Raw genomic sequence first — 17,461 nt, 5'->3', positions numbered from 1 at the left:
TTTGCGCCCGGGCGCTGTCAGCTCGGGCGGGCGTTCCAGCCACGTTGCCCATGCGCGGAAGTCGATCCGATGCACTCATTTCGCTACGCCATCGCGGCCACGGGCGAGGGTCCTGCGGTGGCCGCGCCACGCCTCCATCGAGTAGAGCCCGAGGCCGACCCAGATCAATGCAAAGGTCAGCAGCTGAGGCCAGACGAGAGGCTCGCCGAAGACCCACAGTGCCAGCAGAAACTGCAGCGTGGGGTTGAGATACATCAGGAAGCCGATGGTGGATAGGGTCAGGCGCTTGGTGGCACCGGCGAAGGCGAGCAGCGGCAGGGTAGTCACCACGCCGCTGACGATCATCAGCGCGGTGATATCGTAGCTGACACCGAAGTGAGACTGCCCGTGCCATGTCAGCCAGGCGAGGGACGCCAGGCTCAGCGGCAGCAGCAGGCTGGTCTCCACCAGCAGGCCGGAGAGCGCATCCAGCGGCACGCGCTTGCGCAGCAGACCGTAGCTGCCGAACGTCATGGCCAGCACCAGACTGATCCAGGGCAGGGTCCCCAGCAGGAGAAGCTGCAGCATCACTGCCGCCAGCGCCAGTCCCATTGCCACCTTCTGCCAGCGGCCGAGCCGTTCGCGCAGGACCAGCATGCCCAGGGCAACGTTGACCAGTGGGGTCATGAAATAACCCAGACTCGCCTGCAGCACACGATGCGTTTCCACCGCATAGATGTAGAGCCCCCAGTTCAGCGCGATGAGCAGCGCGCATCCCAGAATCCATCCCAGTCCGCGGATCGCCTCCCGGCGCCCCGGAAAGCTGCTGCGGATGGCGGGCCAGCGCCCCATCAGCGTGACCACGGCGATCAGGAAGATGCAGGACCAGAGAATTCTCTGGATCAGCACTTCGAAGGCCGGTACCCCGTCGAACAGCGAAAAGAAGAGCGGGAAGCATCCCCAGAGGGCGTAGGCGGTAATGCCGTAACCGACACCGCGGCGGGTCTCGTTGCGTGGCGTATCGATCGACGGTTCTACGCTGCCTGACAGGGTCTTGTCTGAGGGGGATGCCGACATGTCGCTGCTCGTCGCTCTCGGGTTTGGAGGCCGGGTAATCTATCATGACAGCCATTCGCGTTGACGAATTGATCGATCCCGACATGCGGCAGGAGGAAAAGCCATGAACGAGCTACGAGTCAGCCTCGTCCAGAGCGAGCTCGAATGGGAAGACCCGGAGGCCAATCGGCGGCTGATGGATCACCGCATGGGCACGCTGGACGGAAGCCGGACGGATCTGATCGTGCTGCCGGAGATGTTTGCCACCGGTTTTACCATGAATGCCGAAGGGATGGCGGAGCCGGCCGAGGCGAGCCCCACGCTGGACTGGATGCGGCGCCAGGCGCGCGAGCGTGATTGCGTGATCGCCGGCAGTCTGGCGATCGCCGATGGTGGCGCCCGATACAACCGGCTCTACTGGGTGACGCCGGACGGCGGTGTCGAGCACTACGACAAACGCCATCTGTTCCGAATGGGTGATGAGCCGTTGCACTACGCGATGGGGCAGACCCGCAAGGTCGTCGAGCTGAAGGGATTTCGGCTGCTGCTGTCGGTCTGTTACGACCTGCGGTTCCCGGTCTGGCTGCGCCAACGACCAAGCGAGCACGAGCCGTTCGAGTACGATGCGCTATTGTGTGTCGCCAACTGGCCTGCGCCGCGCAGACGGCCCTGGCGGACGCTGCTGCAGGCCAGGGCGATCGAGAATCTCGGTTACGTCATTGGCGTCAACCGTGTGGGGCGTGATGGCAACGGGCTGGCGTACGCCGGTGACTCGATGGTCGTGGACTTCAAGGGCGAGCTGATGATCGATCACCCGGCCGACACGCCGTTCGTCGAGACGGTGAGCTTGTCTGCAGCGGCGCTGTCATCGTTTCGCGATACCTTCCCCGCCTGGAGAGACGCAGATGCCTTCGCGTTGATCGACCTCGACGATCACCTGCAATGAGTAAGGATGAGCAATGATCCGAACCTTTCGCCTCGACCAGGCCGATTTTCAGGAGCTCAGCGACGGCGCCATCGCCGAACGCCTGCTGGAGGCCAACTGGATCGATGCCTATGATCTCGGTGACGAGGATCGCGAGGCGCTGAAGCCGTTCCTCGCCGAGGAGCTGCCGGCCAATACCGATATCGAGGAGATCGAATCCTCGGCGCGCTTCTTCACCGATACCGACGGCCTGCACGTGCACTCGCTGTTTCTATCCCGCAACGAGGGCAAGCACCAGACCAATACCGTGGTCTTCATCCTCCAGTCGCAGCGGCTGCTGTCGCTCCGCGAGGACGACCTGGCCGATTTTCGCCTGTTCCGGCTGCGCGCACGGCGCGGTCAGACCGAGGCCCATTCGCCGCAGTCGCTGATCGTCACGCTGTTCGAGCAGAAGGTCGAGAACCTCGCCGACAGCATCGAGGACATGCACCGCGACCTCGAGCAGGTCAGCCATATGGTGCTGGAGATCGAGGATGCGGATCTGGAAGAGGCGATCGACCGGCTGGCCAAGGTCGAGGACAGCGTGGGCAAGATCCGCCTGTGTCTGATGGACACCCAGCGCTCGCTCTACTTTCTCATTCGCCACCTGCGCTATCACGCCGAGCTGCAGGAGCAGGCCAAGGAGGCGCTGCAGGACGTTGATGTGCTGATGTCGCACAGCACTTTCCTATCCGACAAGGTCAACTTCCTGATGGATACCACTCAGGGGTTCATCAATATCGAGCAGAACCAGATCATCAAGATCTTCTCGATCGCCTCGGTGGTGTTTCTGCCGCCGACCATGATCGCCAGTATCTACGGGATGAACTTCGAGGTGATGCCGGAGCTCAGTTGGAGCTTCGGCTATCCGATGGCGATCGGCCTGATGGCGCTGTCGGGGATCTCGCCCTATCTCTACTTCAAATATCGCGGCTGGTTGTAAGCCCGCCGCCTACCCAGGAGTGTCTAGAACCCATGCGGTTGGACCGATTTCTCAGTGAAGCCACCGAGCTGACGCGCAGCCAGGCCAAGCGTGCCCTGCGCCAGTCGGAAGTCAGCGTCGATGGCGAGACCGTGCGCGATGCCTCGCGCCAGGTCTCGGATACCCAGGACATTCGCTGGCAGGGGTCAGCGCTGGCGCGGATCGGCTGGCGCTATCTGATGATGCACAAGCCGGTCGGAGTGGAGTGCTCGCTGCGCCCGGCTCACTACCCCTCGGTGATGAGCTTGATCGAGATCGAGCAGATCGAGCGACTGCATCCGGTAGGGCGGCTGGATGTCGATACCTCGGGACTGCTGCTGATCAGCGACGACGGCAAGTGGACACATCGCGTGACCTCGCCCAATCACGCTTGCGAGAAGCGTTACAGAGCAACACTGGGAGAAACCCTGTCCGCCGCCGACGCGGCGCGCGTAGCGAAGCAGTTCGCGGAGGGAATCATGCTGAACGGCGACGAGAAACCGACGAAACCGGCGACTTTCGAAGCCGTTGGCGAGTCCGAGGTGATCGTCGGCGTGACCGAGGGGCGCTACCACCAGATTCGCCGGATGTTGACGGCAGTCGGCTACACGGTGGTGACCTTGCATCGTGAATCCATCGGCCCTTTGGCCCTCGATCCGGAGCTGGCGCCGGGGGAGTGTCGCCATCTGCGTCCGGAAGAAGTCGCAGCCTTCGAATGATCGCGTCAGCGGCAGACAACTTTATACCGTTATCTTATCTTTCAGCCAAAACAAACGAGCCAAGCGTCATCAGGTTAGCGATGAAGCCGCGATGAGGGCTTGCGTGTAGGCGGTTCGGGGCGAGTGCAGCAGCGTTTCGCAGTCGCCCTGTTCCATGACCTTGCCATCCTTGAGCACCAGAATCCGGTGTGCCATCGCGCGTACCACGGCGAGATCATGGCTGATGAACAGGTAGCTGAGGTCATGTTTCGCCTGAACGTCACGCAACAGCTCGATCAACTGCTTCTGTACCGTGCGATCCAGCGCCGAGGTCGGCTCATCGAGGATCAGCAGTCTGGGTTTCAGGATCAGCGCGCGGGCAATGGCGATACGCTGGCGTTGACCGCCGGAGAACTCGTGGGGATAACGGTGACCGCAATCCGCCGGCAGATCGACGTCGTGAAGGGCTTCGGCGACACGTTCAGTCACCTCCGGCGGCGTCAGCTCGGGGTGATGAAAGCGTAGTCCTTCGCTGATGATGTCGGCAACCGACAGGCGGGGCGAGAGCGAGCCGTAGGGATCCTGGAACACGATCTGGAGCGCTCGCCGCTGGCGTCGAAGCGCTTCTCCACCCAACTGGTCCAGACGCTGGTCGGCGAAGTGGATCTCACCGTGGGAGGGCAGCAGTCGAATGAGTGCCGAGGCCAGGGTCGACTTGCCCGATCCGGACTCGCCGACCACGCCGAGAGTCTCACCGCGGCGGAGTTCCAGTGACAGCGGCTCGACGGCGACGAAAGCCGGCGGGCTGGGGCGCAGCAACGGCTTGGGCCGCTTGAATGTCACGCTGAAATCTCGGGCGCTCAGCAGCAGCTCACTCTGCGGTGGCAACGGCCTGGGGCGGCCGGACGGCACGGCGTCGATCAACTGGCGCGTATAGGCGGCCTGCGGTGTCTCGAAGAGGGTTCGAGCCGGGCCGGTCTCTACCTGCTTGCCCTGCTGCATGACGACCACCCGGTCGGCGTGGCGCCGGACCAGATTGAGATCGTGGCTGATCAACAGCAGGCCCATGCCGAGGCGCTGGCGGAGCTCGTCCAGCAACGCCAGGACCTGCCGCTGCACCGTGACGTCCAGCGCCGTGGTGGGTTCGTCGGCGATCAGCAGCTGTGGTTCGTTGGCGATCGCCATGGCGATCATGACCCGTTGACGCTGGCCCCCGGAGAGCTGGTGAGGCCAGGCAGCCATGAGCTCGTCGACTCTGGGGAGCTCGACCTGCGCCAGCAGCTCCCTGGCACGCCGCGTCGCGGCGTTGCCACGCAAACCCTGATGCAGGCGCAGCGTTTCCCGCAGCTGCTTGCCGATGGTGTGCAGTGGATTGAGCGAGGTCATCGGCTCCTGAAAAATGAAACCGATGCCGCCGCCGCGAAGCTCGTTCCATTCCCGCCGACTCAACCGGCCCAGGTCGCGGCCGGCGAAGGTGCGCGTCCCCGTCACCCGACTGCCAGGCGGAAGCAGCCCCAGAGCGCCGAGGGCGCTGACCGACTTGCCGGAGCCGGACTCGCCCACGATGGCCACCGTCTCGCCTTGTTCCACCTGCAGGTCAAGCTCGGACACCGCTTGCGTCTCGCCGAAGTGGACCGAAAACCGACGCAGTTCGAACAGGGGCGTTTGACTCATGGCTGGCTGTCCTGTGCCTGGGTCGTTGCCGCTAGCGGAGGTCGTGCTGCGGTCGTCGACGTCATGATATGGCGCGGGTCGAAGGCGTCGCGAAGGCCTTCGCCGATGAACACCAGCAGCGACAGCATCACACTGAGAGAGAGAAAGGCGGTGATGCCGAGCCACGGCGCCTGCAGATTGTTCTTGCCCTGGGCCACCAGCTCGCCCAGTGATGGCGAGCCCGGCGGCAAACCGAAACCGAGAAAGTCCAGTGCGGTCAGGGTGGTGATGGCGCCGGTGAACAGGAACGGGATGAAGGTGAGGGTGGCGACCATGGCGTTGGGCAGCACATGGCGCCGCATGATCAACCGGGAGGGCAGGCCCATGGCTCGGGCCGCCTTGACGTACTCGAGGTTCCTGGCACGCAGGAATTCGGCACGCACGATGTCCACCAGGCCCAGCCAGGAGAACAGCAGCATGATACCCAGCAGCCACCAGATGTTGGGTTCGACCAGGCTGGCCAGGATGATCAGCAGGAACAGCACGGGCAGTCCCGACCAGATCTCGATCAGGCGCTGGCCGAACAGGTCGATCTTGCCGCCGTAGTACCCCTGCGCGCCGCCGATGAAGACGCCGAGCAGAATCGAACCCGCGGTCAGGGCCAGGGCGAATGTCACCGACAGGCGGAAGCCGTAGAGCACCCGCGCGAACACGTCGCGACCCTGATCGTCGGTTCCCAGCCAGTGGCGTGACCCCGGCGGGGAGGGGACCGGGCCTTGAATATCGCGATCGAGGGTCTGGTAGGAGAAGGGGACCGGGGGCCAGAGCATCCAGCCGTGGCGCTCGATCTGCTCGCGCACGAAAGGGTCCCGGTAATCGGCCGTGGTGGGGAGAAACCCGCCAAATTCGGTTTCCGGGTAATCCACCAGCATGGGGACGTACCACTCGCCCTGATACTGCATCACGATCGGCTTGTCATTGGAGATCAGTTCCGCGGCGAGACTGAACGCGAACAGTAACCCGAATAGCCACAGCGACCAGTATGCGCGCCCGTGGCGCCGGAAGACCTGGAGCCGGCGCCGGGTGATCGGCGAGAGCCGTTGACGTCGATTCGGTGTCATCACGACTCCCGGGTCGCAAAGTCGATTCGTGGGTCGACCCAGACATAGGTCAGGTCGGAGACCAGCTTCAGCAGCAGGCCGATCAGGGTATAGAGATAGAGCGTGCCGAAGATCAGCGGGTAATCACGCTGCATGACGGCCTCGAAACCGAGCAGCCCCAGGCCGTTGAGCGAGAAGATCACCTCGATCAGCAGCGAGCCGGTGAAGAAGATGCCGATCAGTGCCGCCGGCATGCCGGCGATGATGATCAGCATGGCATTGCGAAAGACATGGCCGTAGAGCACGCGCCGGTCGGAGGCGCCCTTGGCGCGCGCGGTCAGCACGTACTGCTTGTGGATCTCGTCCAGAAAGCTGTTCTTGGTCAGCATCGTCAGCGTGGCGAAGCTGCCGATCGCCGAGGCAGCCACGGGCAACGTGATGTGCCAGAAGTAGTCCTGGATCTTGCCCAGCAGGGACAGCTCGTCGAAATCGACCGAGGTCAGCCCGCGCAGGGGGAACCAGTTGAGGTAGCTGCCCCCAGCGAATACCACGATCAACAGGATGGCGAACAGGAAGCCGGGAATGGCGTAGCCGACGATCACCACCCCCGAGGACCAGATATCGAAGGCGCTACCATGGCGTAGCGCCTTGCGAATGCCCATCGGGATCGAGATCAGGTAGACGAGCAGGGTGGTCCAGAGACCCAGCGAGATCGATACCGGCAGTCGATCCAGAATCAGGGTGGTGACCGACTGGCCCCGAAACAGGCTGTCACCGAGATCGAAAGTGGCGTAGTCCCGCAGCATGAGGGCGAAGCGCTCCCAGGCGGGTTTGTCGAACCCGAACTCCTCGGTCAGCGTCTGGCGCAACTGGTCGTTGACGCCCTGGAGGCGCCGGGAGTCGTTGCCGCCGACGCTGTCCCCGCCACCGCCCTCGAGGCCGGTGCTCGCGGTGCTGCTCAAGCCCTCGAAGCGCGCCATCATCTGATCGATGGGGCCGCCCGGCGCCGCCTGGACGATGATGAAGTTGAGCAGCAGGATTCCCAATAGCGTCGGGATCATCAACAGCAGGCGGCGAACGACATAGCTGGCCATGATCGGCAATCACTCCTGTCCGCGCTGACGGGCGGCGATGGCGCCGGCCCGTTCGGGGTCGACCCACCAGACCGAGAAATCCGGCGTATAGCGCGGGAAAGGTCGGGGATACGCGAATTTGTTCCATATCGCGACGCGAGTACCGTCGAAGTTCCATTGCGGCACGACGTAGAACCCCCATCGCAGCACGCGATCCAGCGCTCGCGAGGCAGTATCCAGTTTTTCGCGACTGTCCGCACGAATCAGGTCATCGACCAGGGCGTCGACGACCGGGTCTCGCACGCCGGCCAGGTTTCGGCTCTGGGGAACATCGGCGTATTCGCTGCTCCAGAAATCCCGCTGCTCATTACCCGGATTGGCCGACTGCGGAAAGCTGCCGACGATCATGTCGAACTGGAAGCGTCTCAGGCGGTCGAGGTATTGATTGACGTCGACCACCCGGATCTTGCTGCGGATACCGAGCCGTTCCAGGTTGCGGACGAAGGGCTGGGTGATACGTTCCCACTGGCTATCGTAGAGCAGGAACTCCAGGGTGAAAGGTCGACCGGTCTCGAGGTTCACCAGGGTGCCGTCGCGCACGTCATAGCCGGCTTGACGCAACAGCCCCAACGCTTCCCGCAGGCGCGGACGGAGCGCTTCCGGTTGCGCTATGGGCAGTGGCTGATCGAACACCGCGGCGGGCAGTTGGTCGCGATAGGGAGCGAGCAACGCCAATTCCTCGTCTCCGGGCAGCCCTCTGGCTGCCATCTCCGAGTTCTGGAAGTAGCTCTCGGTGCGTTGATAGGCGCCGTAGAACAGATGTTGATTGACCCAGTCGAAATCGAACGCCAGGCCCAGTGCGCGGCGGACCCGCGGGTCGCTGAGCTGTGCTCGTCGGGTGTTGATCACGTAGCCCTGCATGCCGGCGGGCTGCCCATCCGGCACGATCACGCGCTGGATCGCGCCATCCTCGACCGCCGGCGTGTCATAGGCCGTCGCCCAGTTCTTGGCGCTGCTTTCGATACGCATGTCCAGTGCCCCGGCCATGAAGGCTTCCAGGGCGACCGACTGATCACGAAAATAGTCGTAGACGAGGCGGTCGATATTGTAGCGGCCCCGGTTCAGCGGCAGGTCGCGGCCCCAGTAGTCGTCGACCCGGCGGTAGACGATGCGACGGCCGGGGTCGACTGTGGCAATCTCGTAGGGACCGGAGCCCAGGAGCTTGTCGAGCGTGGGCCGCGTAAAATCGCGATCCTGCCAGTAGTGCTCTGGCAATACCGGCAGTTGACCCAGGATCAGCGGCAGCTCTCGCGACTGATTGTTCGAGAACTCGAATCGCACCGTCCGTTCGCTCACCGCCGAGACCGACTCCACGCTGGCGTAGTAGGCGCGATAGAAGGGCGAGCCCTTGTCGCGCAGCAGTTGGAAGCTGAACACCACGTCCTCGGCGGTGACAGGATGGCCGTCGTGGAAATGCGCTTCGGGTCGTAGATCGATCTCCATCCAGTGGCGATCCGGGTCGAGCCGTATCCCTCCCGCCAGCAGTCCATACATGGTGAATGGCTCGTCGGCGCTGGACTCCATCAGCGTGTCGTAGATCTGATTGAGCCCAGCCGCTGGCGTGCCCTGGATGATGAAGGGATTGGTCGAGTCGAAACTGCCGTTGGCCGCGCGGCGCAAGGTGCCGCCTCTGGGCGCCTCGGGGTTGGCGTAGGGCAGATGCTGGAAGCCAGCGGGCAGTGCCGGATCATCGTAGAGCGCGATGGCGTGCACGGTCGGTACATCGCGATGCACTTGCTCGGGGGCGTCAAGCTGGCCGTCGGCGGCTACCGCCAGCGGCGCGGCCAGCGTGATGGCCATCAGCAGCCATCGAAATCCAGCCATTGTCGACATCCTCCTGTCGGTGCGGCGGTCTGCACGGGTACCTGGCGTTCAGCACGTTGCATTGATAACGGCCACAGCGTTCGCGCCGGGGGCTAGCGTCGGGCGCCGCTATTCTGAGCCAGCGCCATGGACGGGACGGTCAATGCCTGGCCGATGCGAATGGTGCTGCCGTCGAGGCCGTTTTCCCGCTGGATCTCGCCGACACTGACCCCGAAGTGCTTGGCAATGGCTGAGAGCGTATCGCCGCGGCGAACCACATAGCGGTTCAGCACCGTGCGCTCCGAGTCAGGTAGCGTGGCGAGATTGGCCAGGAACCGCTGCTTGGCCGCCGCCGGCACCAGGATACTGGCATCGTCGCGTGGTCGTGTCGACGCCCGTTTGAACCCCGGGTTCAGCGCTCGCAAGGTCTGCGGGTCCACCCCCGCGAGATCGGCTGCCATCGAGAGTGTCAAAGGCCCATGGGTATCGACCTGGGCGAACTGGGCCTTGTCCGGGATCGTCGGCAGGACTACGCCGTACTGCTCGGGTTCGGCAATGACTTCGGAAAGTGCCAGCAGACGCGGAATGTAATTCATGGTCTCGGCGGGCAGTCGCAGATGCCAGTAGTCGATCGGGTCTCCGCGGTTGGCGGCCGCCTCTCTGGCGGCGTTGACCGTGCCCGCGCCGGCATTGTAGGCGGCCAGCGCCAGCAGGATATCGCCGTCGTACCAGCGATCGGCCTGCTGCTGGATGTAGTTCATCGCCGCGTCGGTGGCGGCGACGACGTCGTGGCGCCCGTCGTACCAGGCGGTGCGCGCCAGGCCCATCGCATCGCCGGTCGCCGGCATGAACTGCCACAATCCGGCGGCACCACCGGGGTTGGTGGCCGTCGGGTCGTAGCCGCTTTCGATGAACGGCAGTAGCGCGATCTCGCTGGGCAGCCGATGGGATTCCAACTGCTGCGTCACCCAGCGCAGCCAGGGCTTGGCCTGCGACGCGACACTCTCGACGTGCCGCGGATGAGCGCGATACCAGTCGAGCCACGCGGCGACCCGAGGATTGGTCTTTTCGTGAGACAGCCGAAAGCCGTTGCGTAGACGGGCCCAGGCATCGGGTGCGCGACGACTCTGCAGGGCGAGAGCGGACCAGAACGAGTGCCGGGAGGCACTGCTGGCGATAGCCGAAACTTCCTTGGCTACCGCCGTGAAGGGTAGCGTCGACAGCAGCAGCCCTCCCGTGATGCCGACGACAATCCGACAGCGTCGGGTTCGAAAATTCATGCGTTCAGAATCCTTGATGACACCGGCGGCCGATCGACGCGGCCGACGGTGGATACCTCCGTCTTCGACGGTGACGATCAGAAGCGGTCCTTCCAGGCTCGCAGCGTGGCAAACGCGGCAGCGTCGTCATCGACCGGCCCCTGCTGGCTGAGCGTTTCGCGAAGGCCTGGGTTGCCGATGCGCAGGAAAGGATTGATCTGGCGCTCTCGGCCCATGGTGGTCGGCAAGGTCGGACGATCCAGATCGCGGGCCTTCTCGCACTCGCGCCGATAGCGGTCCCGGACCGCATTGTCGGGCTCGGCAGCGGCGGCAAAGGCAAGGTTGGCCAGCGTGTACTCGTGGGCGGCGAACACCAGGGTGTCCTCGGGCAGGGCGTCGAGCTTGGCGAGCGATTCCTGCATTTGCAGAGGGGTGCCCTCGAACAGTCGCCCACAGCCGCCGGAGAAGAGGGTGTCACCGGCGAACAGCAATCCTGGTGTGCCGGGGGCGTGGAAGGCGATATGATCCAGGGTATGGCCGGGAACGGCATAGACCTCGAAGCGTCGACCCAGGACACGACATTCATCGCCCTCGCCGACGCGGTGGTGAATACCGGGGATGGCGTCGTTGGCGGGACCGTAGACCTGCGGTGCATAGCGCTCGATCAGCGCTCGCAGTCCGCCTGTGTGATCCTTGTGATGATGGGTGACGAGGATGGTGTCGAGGGTCAGGTTCTCCTGCTCCAGCCAGGCGATGACGGGATCGGCATCACCGGGATCGACAACGGCGACACGATCCTGGGTATCTTGACGCAGCACCCATATATAGTTGTCCTGGAACGCGGGAATCGGCATCACGGTCAACATGTGGCATGCTTCTCCGGCAGGTTGGTCTCGAGATTCGGATGTCGGGGTTCGAACGTCGTTGTGACCCCCACGTCGGCCGCAGGTTCACCGAGACGATCATCGTCTGGGCGCGAACGTGACGTGGAGAGCCGCTTCGAACCATCGTCAAAAAGCGCTAACCTTGGGGAGTAAAGTCGGCCGTGTCAATCTCGTCGCCCGTTCAGAGCTTGCAGTCCGCCGTTCGGGAGGGCCGCCGGTTCTGGGAATCGGCATCAGGTCTCTCGCTTTGGCGAGCCGAGCGCGCCTGCCTTGGTCCGCACTGTGAACAGCACCGGGGCATCGTGAGTCTGCAGTTGGGGATGGCGCCCTTGATGAGCGATATGTGCCCCATTCGACACGCTCTGGATTGGGCACCTTCTCCTGATCTCGTCCGCACCCGGAACAGCTTGATATGCCTGCCCGACAGCCTGCCATTGGCCGACGACAGCGTCGACCTGACGCTGTTGCATCATCTGCTGGAGGCGGTGGACCGGCCACATCACGTGCTGCAGGAAGCGGCTCGCGTCACCCGCGCCGACGGCCGCTTGCTGGTGTTCGGCTGGCATCCGTTCGGGCCCGCCGCGGCCCGCCGTGGTAAACGTCCGGCGCCGTGGCAGCGTCAGTGGCGGACACCGGGACGGCTGCGGGACTGGCTGGCGTTTGTCGACTTCGAGATCGAGCGGGTAGACTACTGCGGCTTTCGACTGCCCGGTCGGGCGATGGGAAGCGATCGGCTGGAAACGCTCGGTCGTCGCTACAATGTGCCGTTGGCGGCTGCCTACCTGCTGGTGGCACGTCGGCGCAACATACCCGTTCAGCCCATCAAGCTGCGTGAGCCGGTGCTCCAGGGTCGCCGGTCGGGCGCGTGGCTCGGGCTGGCGAAGGAGACCGGACCCAGTCGGTCGCGCGATCGCGAGGCGTCGAATTCGACCCCAGTCAGTGCCCGGCGCCGGGCGCCCTCGCCACTGCCGCCGGGCAAAGACCAAGAGGGTCTGGAAACCGCAGCGAAGCAAGAGCGACCCGAACCGCGTGGCGCCTTGCGCAACGGATCTTTCCGCACGATCGCCTGAGCGGGTACAGCCCCGCCCACCTCGACACCGATAGATAACCAAGATCGCCTGACACTGAGAGAGTACGTCTTGTCCGCCCCGACCTCTGAATCCCCTACGATGCCTGCCGTGACGATCTACACCGACGGTGGGTGCCGCGGCAACCCGGGCCCCGGTGGCTGGGGGGCCTTGCTGGTCTCCGGCCGACACGAGAAGCCGATAAAGGGCGGCGAGGCCGAGACCACCAATAACCGCATGGAGCTGATGGCCGCCATTCAGGCGCTGCGGGCGCTGGACCGGCCGTGCCAGGTCTCCCTCTGGACCGATTCCCAATATGTCCGCAAGGGCATCACCGAATGGATCCACGGCTGGCAGAAGCGAGGCTGGGTGACCGCGGCGAAACAGCCGGTGAAGAACGCGGAGCTCTGGCGGGAGCTGCTTGCCGAGACCCGCCGTCACCGTATCGAGTGGCACTGGGTCAAGGGCCACAGCGGACATCGGGGCAATGAAGCGGCCGACCGGCTGGTCAACGAGGCGATCGATGAAGTGGTCGCCGGGCGCGGCGCGGCCAGATAGCGATTTACCGTCCGCAATGACAGGAATACCGCCAGACTACAGCGAGGACAACCATGCGCCAGATCGTCATGGATACGGAAACCACCGGTATCGATCCGCGTGAAGGCCATCGCATCATCGAGATCGGTGGTATCGAACTGATCAACCGCCGGTTCACGGGGCGGACCTATCACCAGTACGTCAATCCCGAGCGGGACATCGAGGCGGAAGCCATCGGGATTCACGGCATCACCAACGAGCGGGTCGCCAACGAGCCGGTGTTCGCGCAGATCGCCGACGAACTCTGGGAGTTCATGCGGGGTGCGCAGTTGGTCATCCACAACGCGCCCTTCGATGTCGGGTTCTTCGATCATGAATTCAGACTGCTGAAGGCAGCGCGCGGCGAACCCGTTCTGGGGCCGGTGGCGGAGCACTGCAGCGTGCTGGATACGTTGAAGATGGCGCGCGAGATGCACCCGGGACAGCGCAACAGCCTCGATGCGCTATGCAAGCGTTACGACATCGACAACGGTCAACGCGTGCTTCACGGCGCACTGCTGGACTCCGAGATCCTCGCCGACGTCTATCTCGCCATGACCGGGGGGCAGACCGCACTGTCGCTGGCAGGCAACGACGAGGGGGGCGATCGCGAGGCGGGCGGCGCCAGCGGGCTGCGGCGTATCGACCGCGACGGCTTGACCCTGGCGGTCACCCGACCCAGCGAAGCCGAGTGGCAGGCTCACCATCAGCGTCTCGAGCAGATTCGTCAGGCGGCCGGCGAGTGCCGCTGGGATGCGCTGACGGCAGCGGAGACCCAGCACTGATGCTAAGGCGGGAAATACCCCCGATGGACGTCGTCGGCGGCTGGTTGCTGCGAATGAACGCCACTGGGGTGGCGCCGGCCGAATCGGGCAGCATGCTCGGTTATTGCCGGCGGTGGCCGGACCAGGCGCTGCGGCTGGGATACTGGGAGGGCGAGCCGGTCGCTGTCGTGGTCGAGGCGGACGGCGACGACTGGCCGGGCTTCCGTGACTGGCTGGCCCAGGTGAGCGTCGCGCAGAGCGAGTTGTTGGCGACCGCACTGCAGGTCACTCGCTGGGAACGCGACCATCGTTTCTGCGGACGGTGCGGCAATGCCACCCGACGCCTGACCCATGAGTTCGCGATGCAGTGCGACCACTGCGGCTTGCGCGGTTATCCGCGGATATCGCCCTGCATCATCACGCTGGTGACCCATGGCACGGATATGCTGTTGGCGCGAAGCCCTCGCTTTCCGCCCCAGCGGTATTCGACCCTGGCGGGTTTCATCGAACCCGGAGAAGCCGTGGAGGCCGCCGTTCGCCGCGAGGTCATGGAGGAGGTGGGCGTGAACGTCGGCCGGGTCAGCTTTTTCAAGAGCCAGTCCTGGCCATTCCCACACTCTTTGATGATGGGCTTCTTCGCCGAAGCGGCCAGCCGGGATATTCGTATCGATGGCCAGGAGATCGTGGATGCGGCCTGGTTCAGCCCGACGACGTTGCCGCAACTGCCGCCGGCGTACTCGATTTCCCGTCAATTGATCGAGACCCACCGGGGCGCGGTTGCGGTGCGTTGACCCGCGGCTCAGCGACTGGATTTGGCGAAGAGCTTGGGCAGGCGGCTCGCGAGTCCGATGTCGCCCTTGACCTTGACCTTGCCCGTGAGCAACGCCTGCATCGAGTTGAGCTCCTTCCTGACCAGTGCCATCAGCGTTGCCGTGTCGCTGGTGATGGTGACGCCGGGAGTCGGATGGCGGCCGGGCTGGATGTCGAGCGAACCGTCTTCGATGGTCATGTGGTAATCGTCGACATCGTCGAGATCGAACTGATAGATGGCCGAAACGCCCTCGGCCGCCTCGGCGTCGAATCGGGCCCTGAGTTTGGCGATCAATGGATCGTCGTTCATGATGACATCTCCCGTGGCAGAAGCGCTAAGCAGATCATTGCCGGTATCGGCACGCAAGCGCCGGAGCAGCTTAATCGCCTGTGGCGAGTTGCTCAAACCGAAGAAGTTTCCGAACCAAGGAGTGTGACGTGATCGAATGGCTGGCCGAATACGGCCTCTTTCTGGCGAAGACGGTAACGCTGGTCGTCGCCATCGGGATCATTCTGGCGCTGATGGCTCAGGGGCGGCGTCGAGGTCGGGGCGACAATGAAGCCAAGTTGACGGTCACGGAGCTCGATGAGCGGTTTCAGCGCCGATCTCGACAATTGCGCCTGGCCGCCGAGCCCAAAGCGCGTCGCCGACAGCTGGCCAAGCGGCTGCGTAAAGCTGCCAAGCAGGCAGACAAGCAGGGGACCTCGCAGGACCCGGAGCGTGTGTGGGTCCTCGATTTCGATGGCGACCTCAAGGCCTCGGGCACACCGGCGCTGGCCGAGCTGGTATCCCTGCTGCTGGAGGAGCTTCGCGATGGAGACGAGATCGTGTTGCGCCTGCAGTCCGGCGGCGGGCTGGTGCACAGCTACGGGTTGGCCGCGGCGCAGCTGGATCGCCTGCGTGATGCGGGCGCACGGCTGACGGTGTGCGTCGACAAGGTTGCCGCCAGCGGCGGTTACATGATGGCCTGCTGCGCCAACCATCTCATCGCGGCACCTTTTGCCGTGATCGGTTCGATCGGCGTCGTGGCGCAGATACCCAACGTTCACCGGCTGCTGAAACGGCACGACGTGGATGTCGAGCTCCTGACGGCGGGGCGCTACAAGCGGACCCTGACCGTGCTGGGCGAAAACAGCGAGGAAGGCCGGACCAAGTTCATCGAGGACCTCGAGTCCACCCACGACCTGTTCAAGCGTTACGTGGCCGCCCGTCGCCCCGCGCTGGATATCGAGCGAGTCGCGACCGGGGAGATCTGGTATGGGAGTGAAGCCCTGGAAGCGGGACTGGTCGATGCGGTGGGCACCAGCGATGCCTATCTACTGGGGCGGCAGGCAGATCGAGCGCGAATACTGAAAGTGTCGCTGGCATCTCGCCCCGGCCTGCTGGGAAGGCTGGGCAAGGGGGTGGAAGGCAGTATGGAAAATTGCATCGATCGCGTGCTGCAGCGGGTCGATGACCTGCGCTGGGAACGTCGCTAGCTATCGCCAGCTACGCGATATCCAGTTCACCGAGTGTCCGAATCAAACGCTCGGCCACATTGCCGCGCAGCGAGTAGTAGATCACCTGAGAGCTGCGGCGCGTCGTCACCAGGCGTTCCTGGCGTAGCACGGCAAGATGCTGGGAGAGCGCCGACTGGCTGAGCGTCATCTCCTGATTGATCTGTGTAACGGAGCGCTCTCCCTGCATCAGAAGACAGAGTATGCGTAGCCGGCTCTCGTTGGCGACGGCCTTTAGCGTGGCGGTCGCTGGGCCAATCTGGTGGTCTCCCAGTGGGGCAGCCATTGTCGTCATAGTCAAAATTCCCAAGCACGCTGGGCGGATCGCCGCCGCTGAACCTCATGTTCAGGGTTTCTGATATTAGCCTAATGTAACTTAAAGTTACAATGGTTTTTGATGTGTCTCTTGATGGCAGGGCTGGTGCTCGTGCGCCGGGATCCCTATAATTCGCGCCCGCTTCTGATCGTCTGAATCGCTCCTTTATCACCCAGAGGGTTCCCTAACCCCTCGGCCTGGCGCCGGTAGATCGCCTTCCGCAGCGCCACGGCAGACGAAAAAGGTTTCTCATGCTTGCACTCGACAACCGTCAACTTCGATTCGCCTTGCTCTGCCTGGTGAGCTTCCACGTGCTGGTGATCACAGCCAGCAACTATCTGGTTCAACTCCCTTTCACCCTGTGGGGCTTGCATACCACCTGGGGCGCTTTCAGCTTTCCGTTCATCTTCCTGGCAACCGATCTGACGGTGCGGCTGTTCGGCAAGCCAGCGGCAAGAAGAATCGTCGCCGGGGTCATGGTGCCTGCGCTGCTGATCTCCTACGCGGTATCCGTGCTGTTCCAGCAGGGGCGCTTCCAGGGATTCGAAGCACTGATGGCATGGAATCTCTTCGTCGGACGCATCGCGCTGGCGAGCTTCATGGCCTACGTCCTGGGTCAGCTGCTCGATATCCATGTTTTCGATCGGCTGCGCAGGCTTCGCGCCTGGTGGGTCGCGCCGACCTTGTCCACGATCGCCGGCAACCTGGCGGACACCTTCGCCTTCTTCGCCATCGCCTTCTGGCAGGGCCCGGACCCCTTCATGCGTCAGCACTGGGTGGAAATCGCCTGGTTCGATTATGCGGTGAAACTATCGATCAGCCTGATCTTCTTCCTGCCACTCTACGGCGCACTGCTGGCCTATCTTGGCCGTCGCCTGCTGACGCGGGGCGATCAGGTCAATCTGCCGGGCATGTCGCGCGGGCGGGGATAACCGGCTGTC

18 protein-coding genes are annotated in these 17,461 nt (G+C 63.9%); 9 read left to right on the top strand and 9 right to left on the bottom strand.

The genetic code is table 11. The annotated features are described in order from the left end of the window. Positions 1-75: 75 nt before the first annotated feature. Entirely contained in the window at positions 76-1,056 is a 981-nt protein-coding gene (rarD, locus tag DOM45_RS09780) for an EamA family transporter RarD (RefSeq protein ID WP_110599931.1), read from the bottom strand. Positions 1,057-1,159: 103 nt separating this feature from the next. Between rarD and DOM45_RS09775 the strand changes: the two genes are divergently transcribed. Genes DOM45_RS09775 through DOM45_RS09765 form a run of 3 tightly spaced genes read left to right on the top strand, consistent with a single transcriptional unit; the run spans position 1,160 to position 3,679 of the window. After that, positions 1,160-1,981 (top strand): amidohydrolase, encoded by an 822-nt coding sequence (locus tag DOM45_RS09775; RefSeq protein ID WP_110599929.1) that lies wholly within the window; start codon positions 1,160-1,162, stop codon positions 1,979-1,981. 13 nt (positions 1,982-1,994) lie between these two features. Next, positions 1,995-2,942 carry a magnesium/cobalt transporter CorA gene (gene corA, locus DOM45_RS09770; protein WP_110599927.1) on the top strand — a complete coding sequence of 316 codons (948 nt, stop codon included), beginning with the start codon at positions 1,995-1,997 and terminating at the stop codon, positions 2,940-2,942. A gap of 32 nt (positions 2,943-2,974) precedes the next feature. Beyond that, positions 2,975-3,679, top strand: coding sequence for a pseudouridine synthase (locus DOM45_RS09765; protein WP_110599925.1), 705 nt, complete (start codon positions 2,975-2,977; stop codon positions 3,677-3,679). Positions 3,680-3,748: 69 nt separating this feature from the next. Here DOM45_RS09765 and DOM45_RS09760 read toward each other — a convergent pair whose 3' ends face one another. The 6 genes from DOM45_RS09760 to gloB all read right to left on the bottom strand — a co-directional run bounded on the left by DOM45_RS09760 (position 3,749) and on the right by gloB (position 11,472). Then, positions 3,749-5,332: an ABC transporter ATP-binding protein gene (locus DOM45_RS09760; protein ID WP_110599923.1), complete on the bottom strand. Its 1,584-nt coding sequence runs from the start codon at positions 5,330-5,332 to the stop codon at positions 3,749-3,751. Next, positions 5,329-6,432, bottom strand: a complete 1,104-nt coding sequence (locus DOM45_RS09755; protein WP_110599921.1) for an ABC transporter permease — start codon at positions 6,430-6,432, stop codon at positions 5,329-5,331. The genes DOM45_RS09760 and DOM45_RS09755 overlap by 4 nt, the downstream gene beginning before the upstream one ends. Then, positions 6,432-7,505, bottom strand: coding sequence for a microcin C ABC transporter permease YejB (locus tag DOM45_RS09750; protein WP_110600465.1), 1,074 nt, complete (start codon positions 7,503-7,505; stop codon positions 6,432-6,434). Before DOM45_RS09750 ends, DOM45_RS09755 begins: the two co-directional genes overlap by 1 nt. Positions 7,506-7,514: 9 nt before the next feature. Then, positions 7,515-9,368 carry an extracellular solute-binding protein gene (locus tag DOM45_RS09745; RefSeq protein WP_240612349.1) on the bottom strand — a complete coding sequence of 618 codons (1,854 nt, stop codon included), beginning with the start codon at positions 9,366-9,368 and terminating at the stop codon, positions 7,515-7,517. A 92-nt stretch (positions 9,369-9,460) separates the two neighbouring features. Further along, entirely contained in the window at positions 9,461-10,627 is a 1,167-nt protein-coding gene (locus DOM45_RS09740) for a transglycosylase SLT domain-containing protein (protein WP_110599919.1), read from the bottom strand. A 77-nt stretch (positions 10,628-10,704) separates the two neighbouring features. Then, the gene (gene gloB, locus DOM45_RS09735; protein WP_110599917.1) at positions 10,705-11,472 is read right to left on the bottom strand and encodes a hydroxyacylglutathione hydrolase; all 768 of its coding nucleotides are present in this window, start codon (positions 11,470-11,472) and stop codon (positions 10,705-10,707) included. 425 nt (positions 11,473-11,897) lie between these two features. Here gloB and DOM45_RS09730 point away from each other — a divergent pair, with 425 nt between their 5' ends. From DOM45_RS09730 to nudC, 4 genes are all read left to right on the top strand, one after another. After that, positions 11,898-12,560, top strand: a complete 663-nt coding sequence (locus tag DOM45_RS09730) for a class I SAM-dependent methyltransferase (protein WP_240612348.1) — start codon at positions 11,898-11,900, stop codon at positions 12,558-12,560. Between the two features lie 99 nt (positions 12,561-12,659). After that, the gene (gene rnhA, locus DOM45_RS09725) at positions 12,660-13,115 is read left to right on the top strand and encodes a ribonuclease HI (RefSeq protein ID WP_110599913.1); all 456 of its coding nucleotides are present in this window, start codon (positions 12,660-12,662) and stop codon (positions 13,113-13,115) included. A gap of 53 nt (positions 13,116-13,168) precedes the next feature. Further along, entirely contained in the window at positions 13,169-13,918 is a 750-nt protein-coding gene (gene dnaQ / locus DOM45_RS09720) for a DNA polymerase III subunit epsilon (RefSeq protein ID WP_110599911.1), read from the top strand. Beyond that, positions 13,918-14,688 carry an NAD(+) diphosphatase gene (nudC, locus tag DOM45_RS09715; RefSeq protein WP_110599909.1) on the top strand — a complete coding sequence of 257 codons (771 nt, stop codon included), beginning with the start codon at positions 13,918-13,920 and terminating at the stop codon, positions 14,686-14,688. The genes dnaQ and nudC overlap by 1 nt, the downstream gene beginning before the upstream one ends. Before the next feature lie 8 nt (positions 14,689-14,696). Here nudC and DOM45_RS09710 read toward each other — a convergent pair whose 3' ends face one another. Then, positions 14,697-15,017 carry an SCP2 sterol-binding domain-containing protein gene (locus DOM45_RS09710; RefSeq protein ID WP_110599907.1) on the bottom strand — a complete coding sequence of 107 codons (321 nt, stop codon included), beginning with the start codon at positions 15,015-15,017 and terminating at the stop codon, positions 14,697-14,699. 128 nt (positions 15,018-15,145) lie between these two features. Between DOM45_RS09710 and sohB the strand changes: the two genes are divergently transcribed. Continuing rightward, complete coding sequence (gene sohB, locus DOM45_RS09705; protein WP_110599905.1) at positions 15,146-16,186, top strand: protease SohB; 1,041 nt, start codon at positions 15,146-15,148, stop codon at positions 16,184-16,186. Between the two features lie 10 nt (positions 16,187-16,196). Here the strand turns inward: sohB and DOM45_RS09700 are convergent, their stop codons facing one another. Next, positions 16,197-16,499: an ArsR/SmtB family transcription factor gene (locus tag DOM45_RS09700; RefSeq protein ID WP_110599903.1), complete on the bottom strand. Its 303-nt coding sequence runs from the start codon at positions 16,497-16,499 to the stop codon at positions 16,197-16,199. 272 nt (positions 16,500-16,771) lie between these two features. On the opposite strand from DOM45_RS09700, the gene DOM45_RS09695 reads away from it, so the two are divergent. Continuing rightward, complete coding sequence (locus DOM45_RS09695; protein ID WP_110599901.1) at positions 16,772-17,452, top strand: 7-cyano-7-deazaguanine/7-aminomethyl-7-deazaguanine transporter; 681 nt, start codon at positions 16,772-16,774, stop codon at positions 17,450-17,452. Positions 17,453-17,461 lie beyond the last annotated feature (9 nt).

It is taken from the genome of Salinicola lusitanus (assembly GCF_003206045.1).
Classification (GTDB): Bacteria; Pseudomonadota; Gammaproteobacteria; order Pseudomonadales; family Halomonadaceae; genus Salinicola; species Salinicola lusitanus.
Note: the sequence above shows the minus strand (reverse complement) of the source record. Positions and strands in the feature narration are given on the sequence as shown.

Bases quoted from the DNA above. Each gene is read 5' to 3' on its own strand.
- DOM45_RS09750 (WP_110600465.1), bottom strand. From the start codon at position 7,505: ATGGCCAGCTATGTCGTTCGCCGCCTGCTGTTGATGATCCCGACGCTA.
- corA (WP_110599927.1), top strand. From the start codon at position 1,995: ATGATCCGAACCTTTCGCCTCGACCAGGCCGATTTTCAGGAGCTCAGC.
- gloB (WP_110599917.1), bottom strand. From the start codon at position 11,472: ATGTTGACCGTGATGCCGATTCCCGCGTTCCAGGACAACTATATATGG.
- DOM45_RS09710 (WP_110599907.1), bottom strand. From the start codon at position 15,017: ATGAACGACGATCCATTGATCGCCAAACTCAGGGCCCGATTCGACGCC.
- DOM45_RS09775 (WP_110599929.1), top strand. From the start codon at position 1,160: ATGAACGAGCTACGAGTCAGCCTCGTCCAGAGCGAGCTCGAATGGGAA.
- nudC (WP_110599909.1), top strand. From the start codon at position 13,918: ATGCTAAGGCGGGAAATACCCCCGATGGACGTCGTCGGCGGCTGGTTG.
- DOM45_RS09765 (WP_110599925.1), top strand. From the start codon at position 2,975: ATGCGGTTGGACCGATTTCTCAGTGAAGCCACCGAGCTGACGCGCAGC.
- dnaQ (WP_110599911.1), top strand. From the start codon at position 13,169: ATGCGCCAGATCGTCATGGATACGGAAACCACCGGTATCGATCCGCGT.
- DOM45_RS09760 (WP_110599923.1), bottom strand. From the start codon at position 5,332: ATGAGTCAAACGCCCCTGTTCGAACTGCGTCGGTTTTCGGTCCACTTC.
- DOM45_RS09700 (WP_110599903.1), bottom strand. From the start codon at position 16,499: ATGACGACAATGGCTGCCCCACTGGGAGACCACCAGATTGGCCCAGCG.
- DOM45_RS09740 (WP_110599919.1), bottom strand. From the start codon at position 10,627: ATGAATTTTCGAACCCGACGCTGTCGGATTGTCGTCGGCATCACGGGA.
- rarD (WP_110599931.1), bottom strand. From the start codon at position 1,056: ATGTCGGCATCCCCCTCAGACAAGACCCTGTCAGGCAGCGTAGAACCG.
- DOM45_RS09745 (WP_240612349.1), bottom strand. From the start codon at position 9,368: ATGGCTGGATTTCGATGGCTGCTGATGGCCATCACGCTGGCCGCGCCG.
- rnhA (WP_110599913.1), top strand. From the start codon at position 12,660: ATGCCTGCCGTGACGATCTACACCGACGGTGGGTGCCGCGGCAACCCG.
- DOM45_RS09755 (WP_110599921.1), bottom strand. From the start codon at position 6,432: ATGACACCGAATCGACGTCAACGGCTCTCGCCGATCACCCGGCGCCGG.
- DOM45_RS09695 (WP_110599901.1), top strand. From the start codon at position 16,772: ATGCTTGCACTCGACAACCGTCAACTTCGATTCGCCTTGCTCTGCCTG.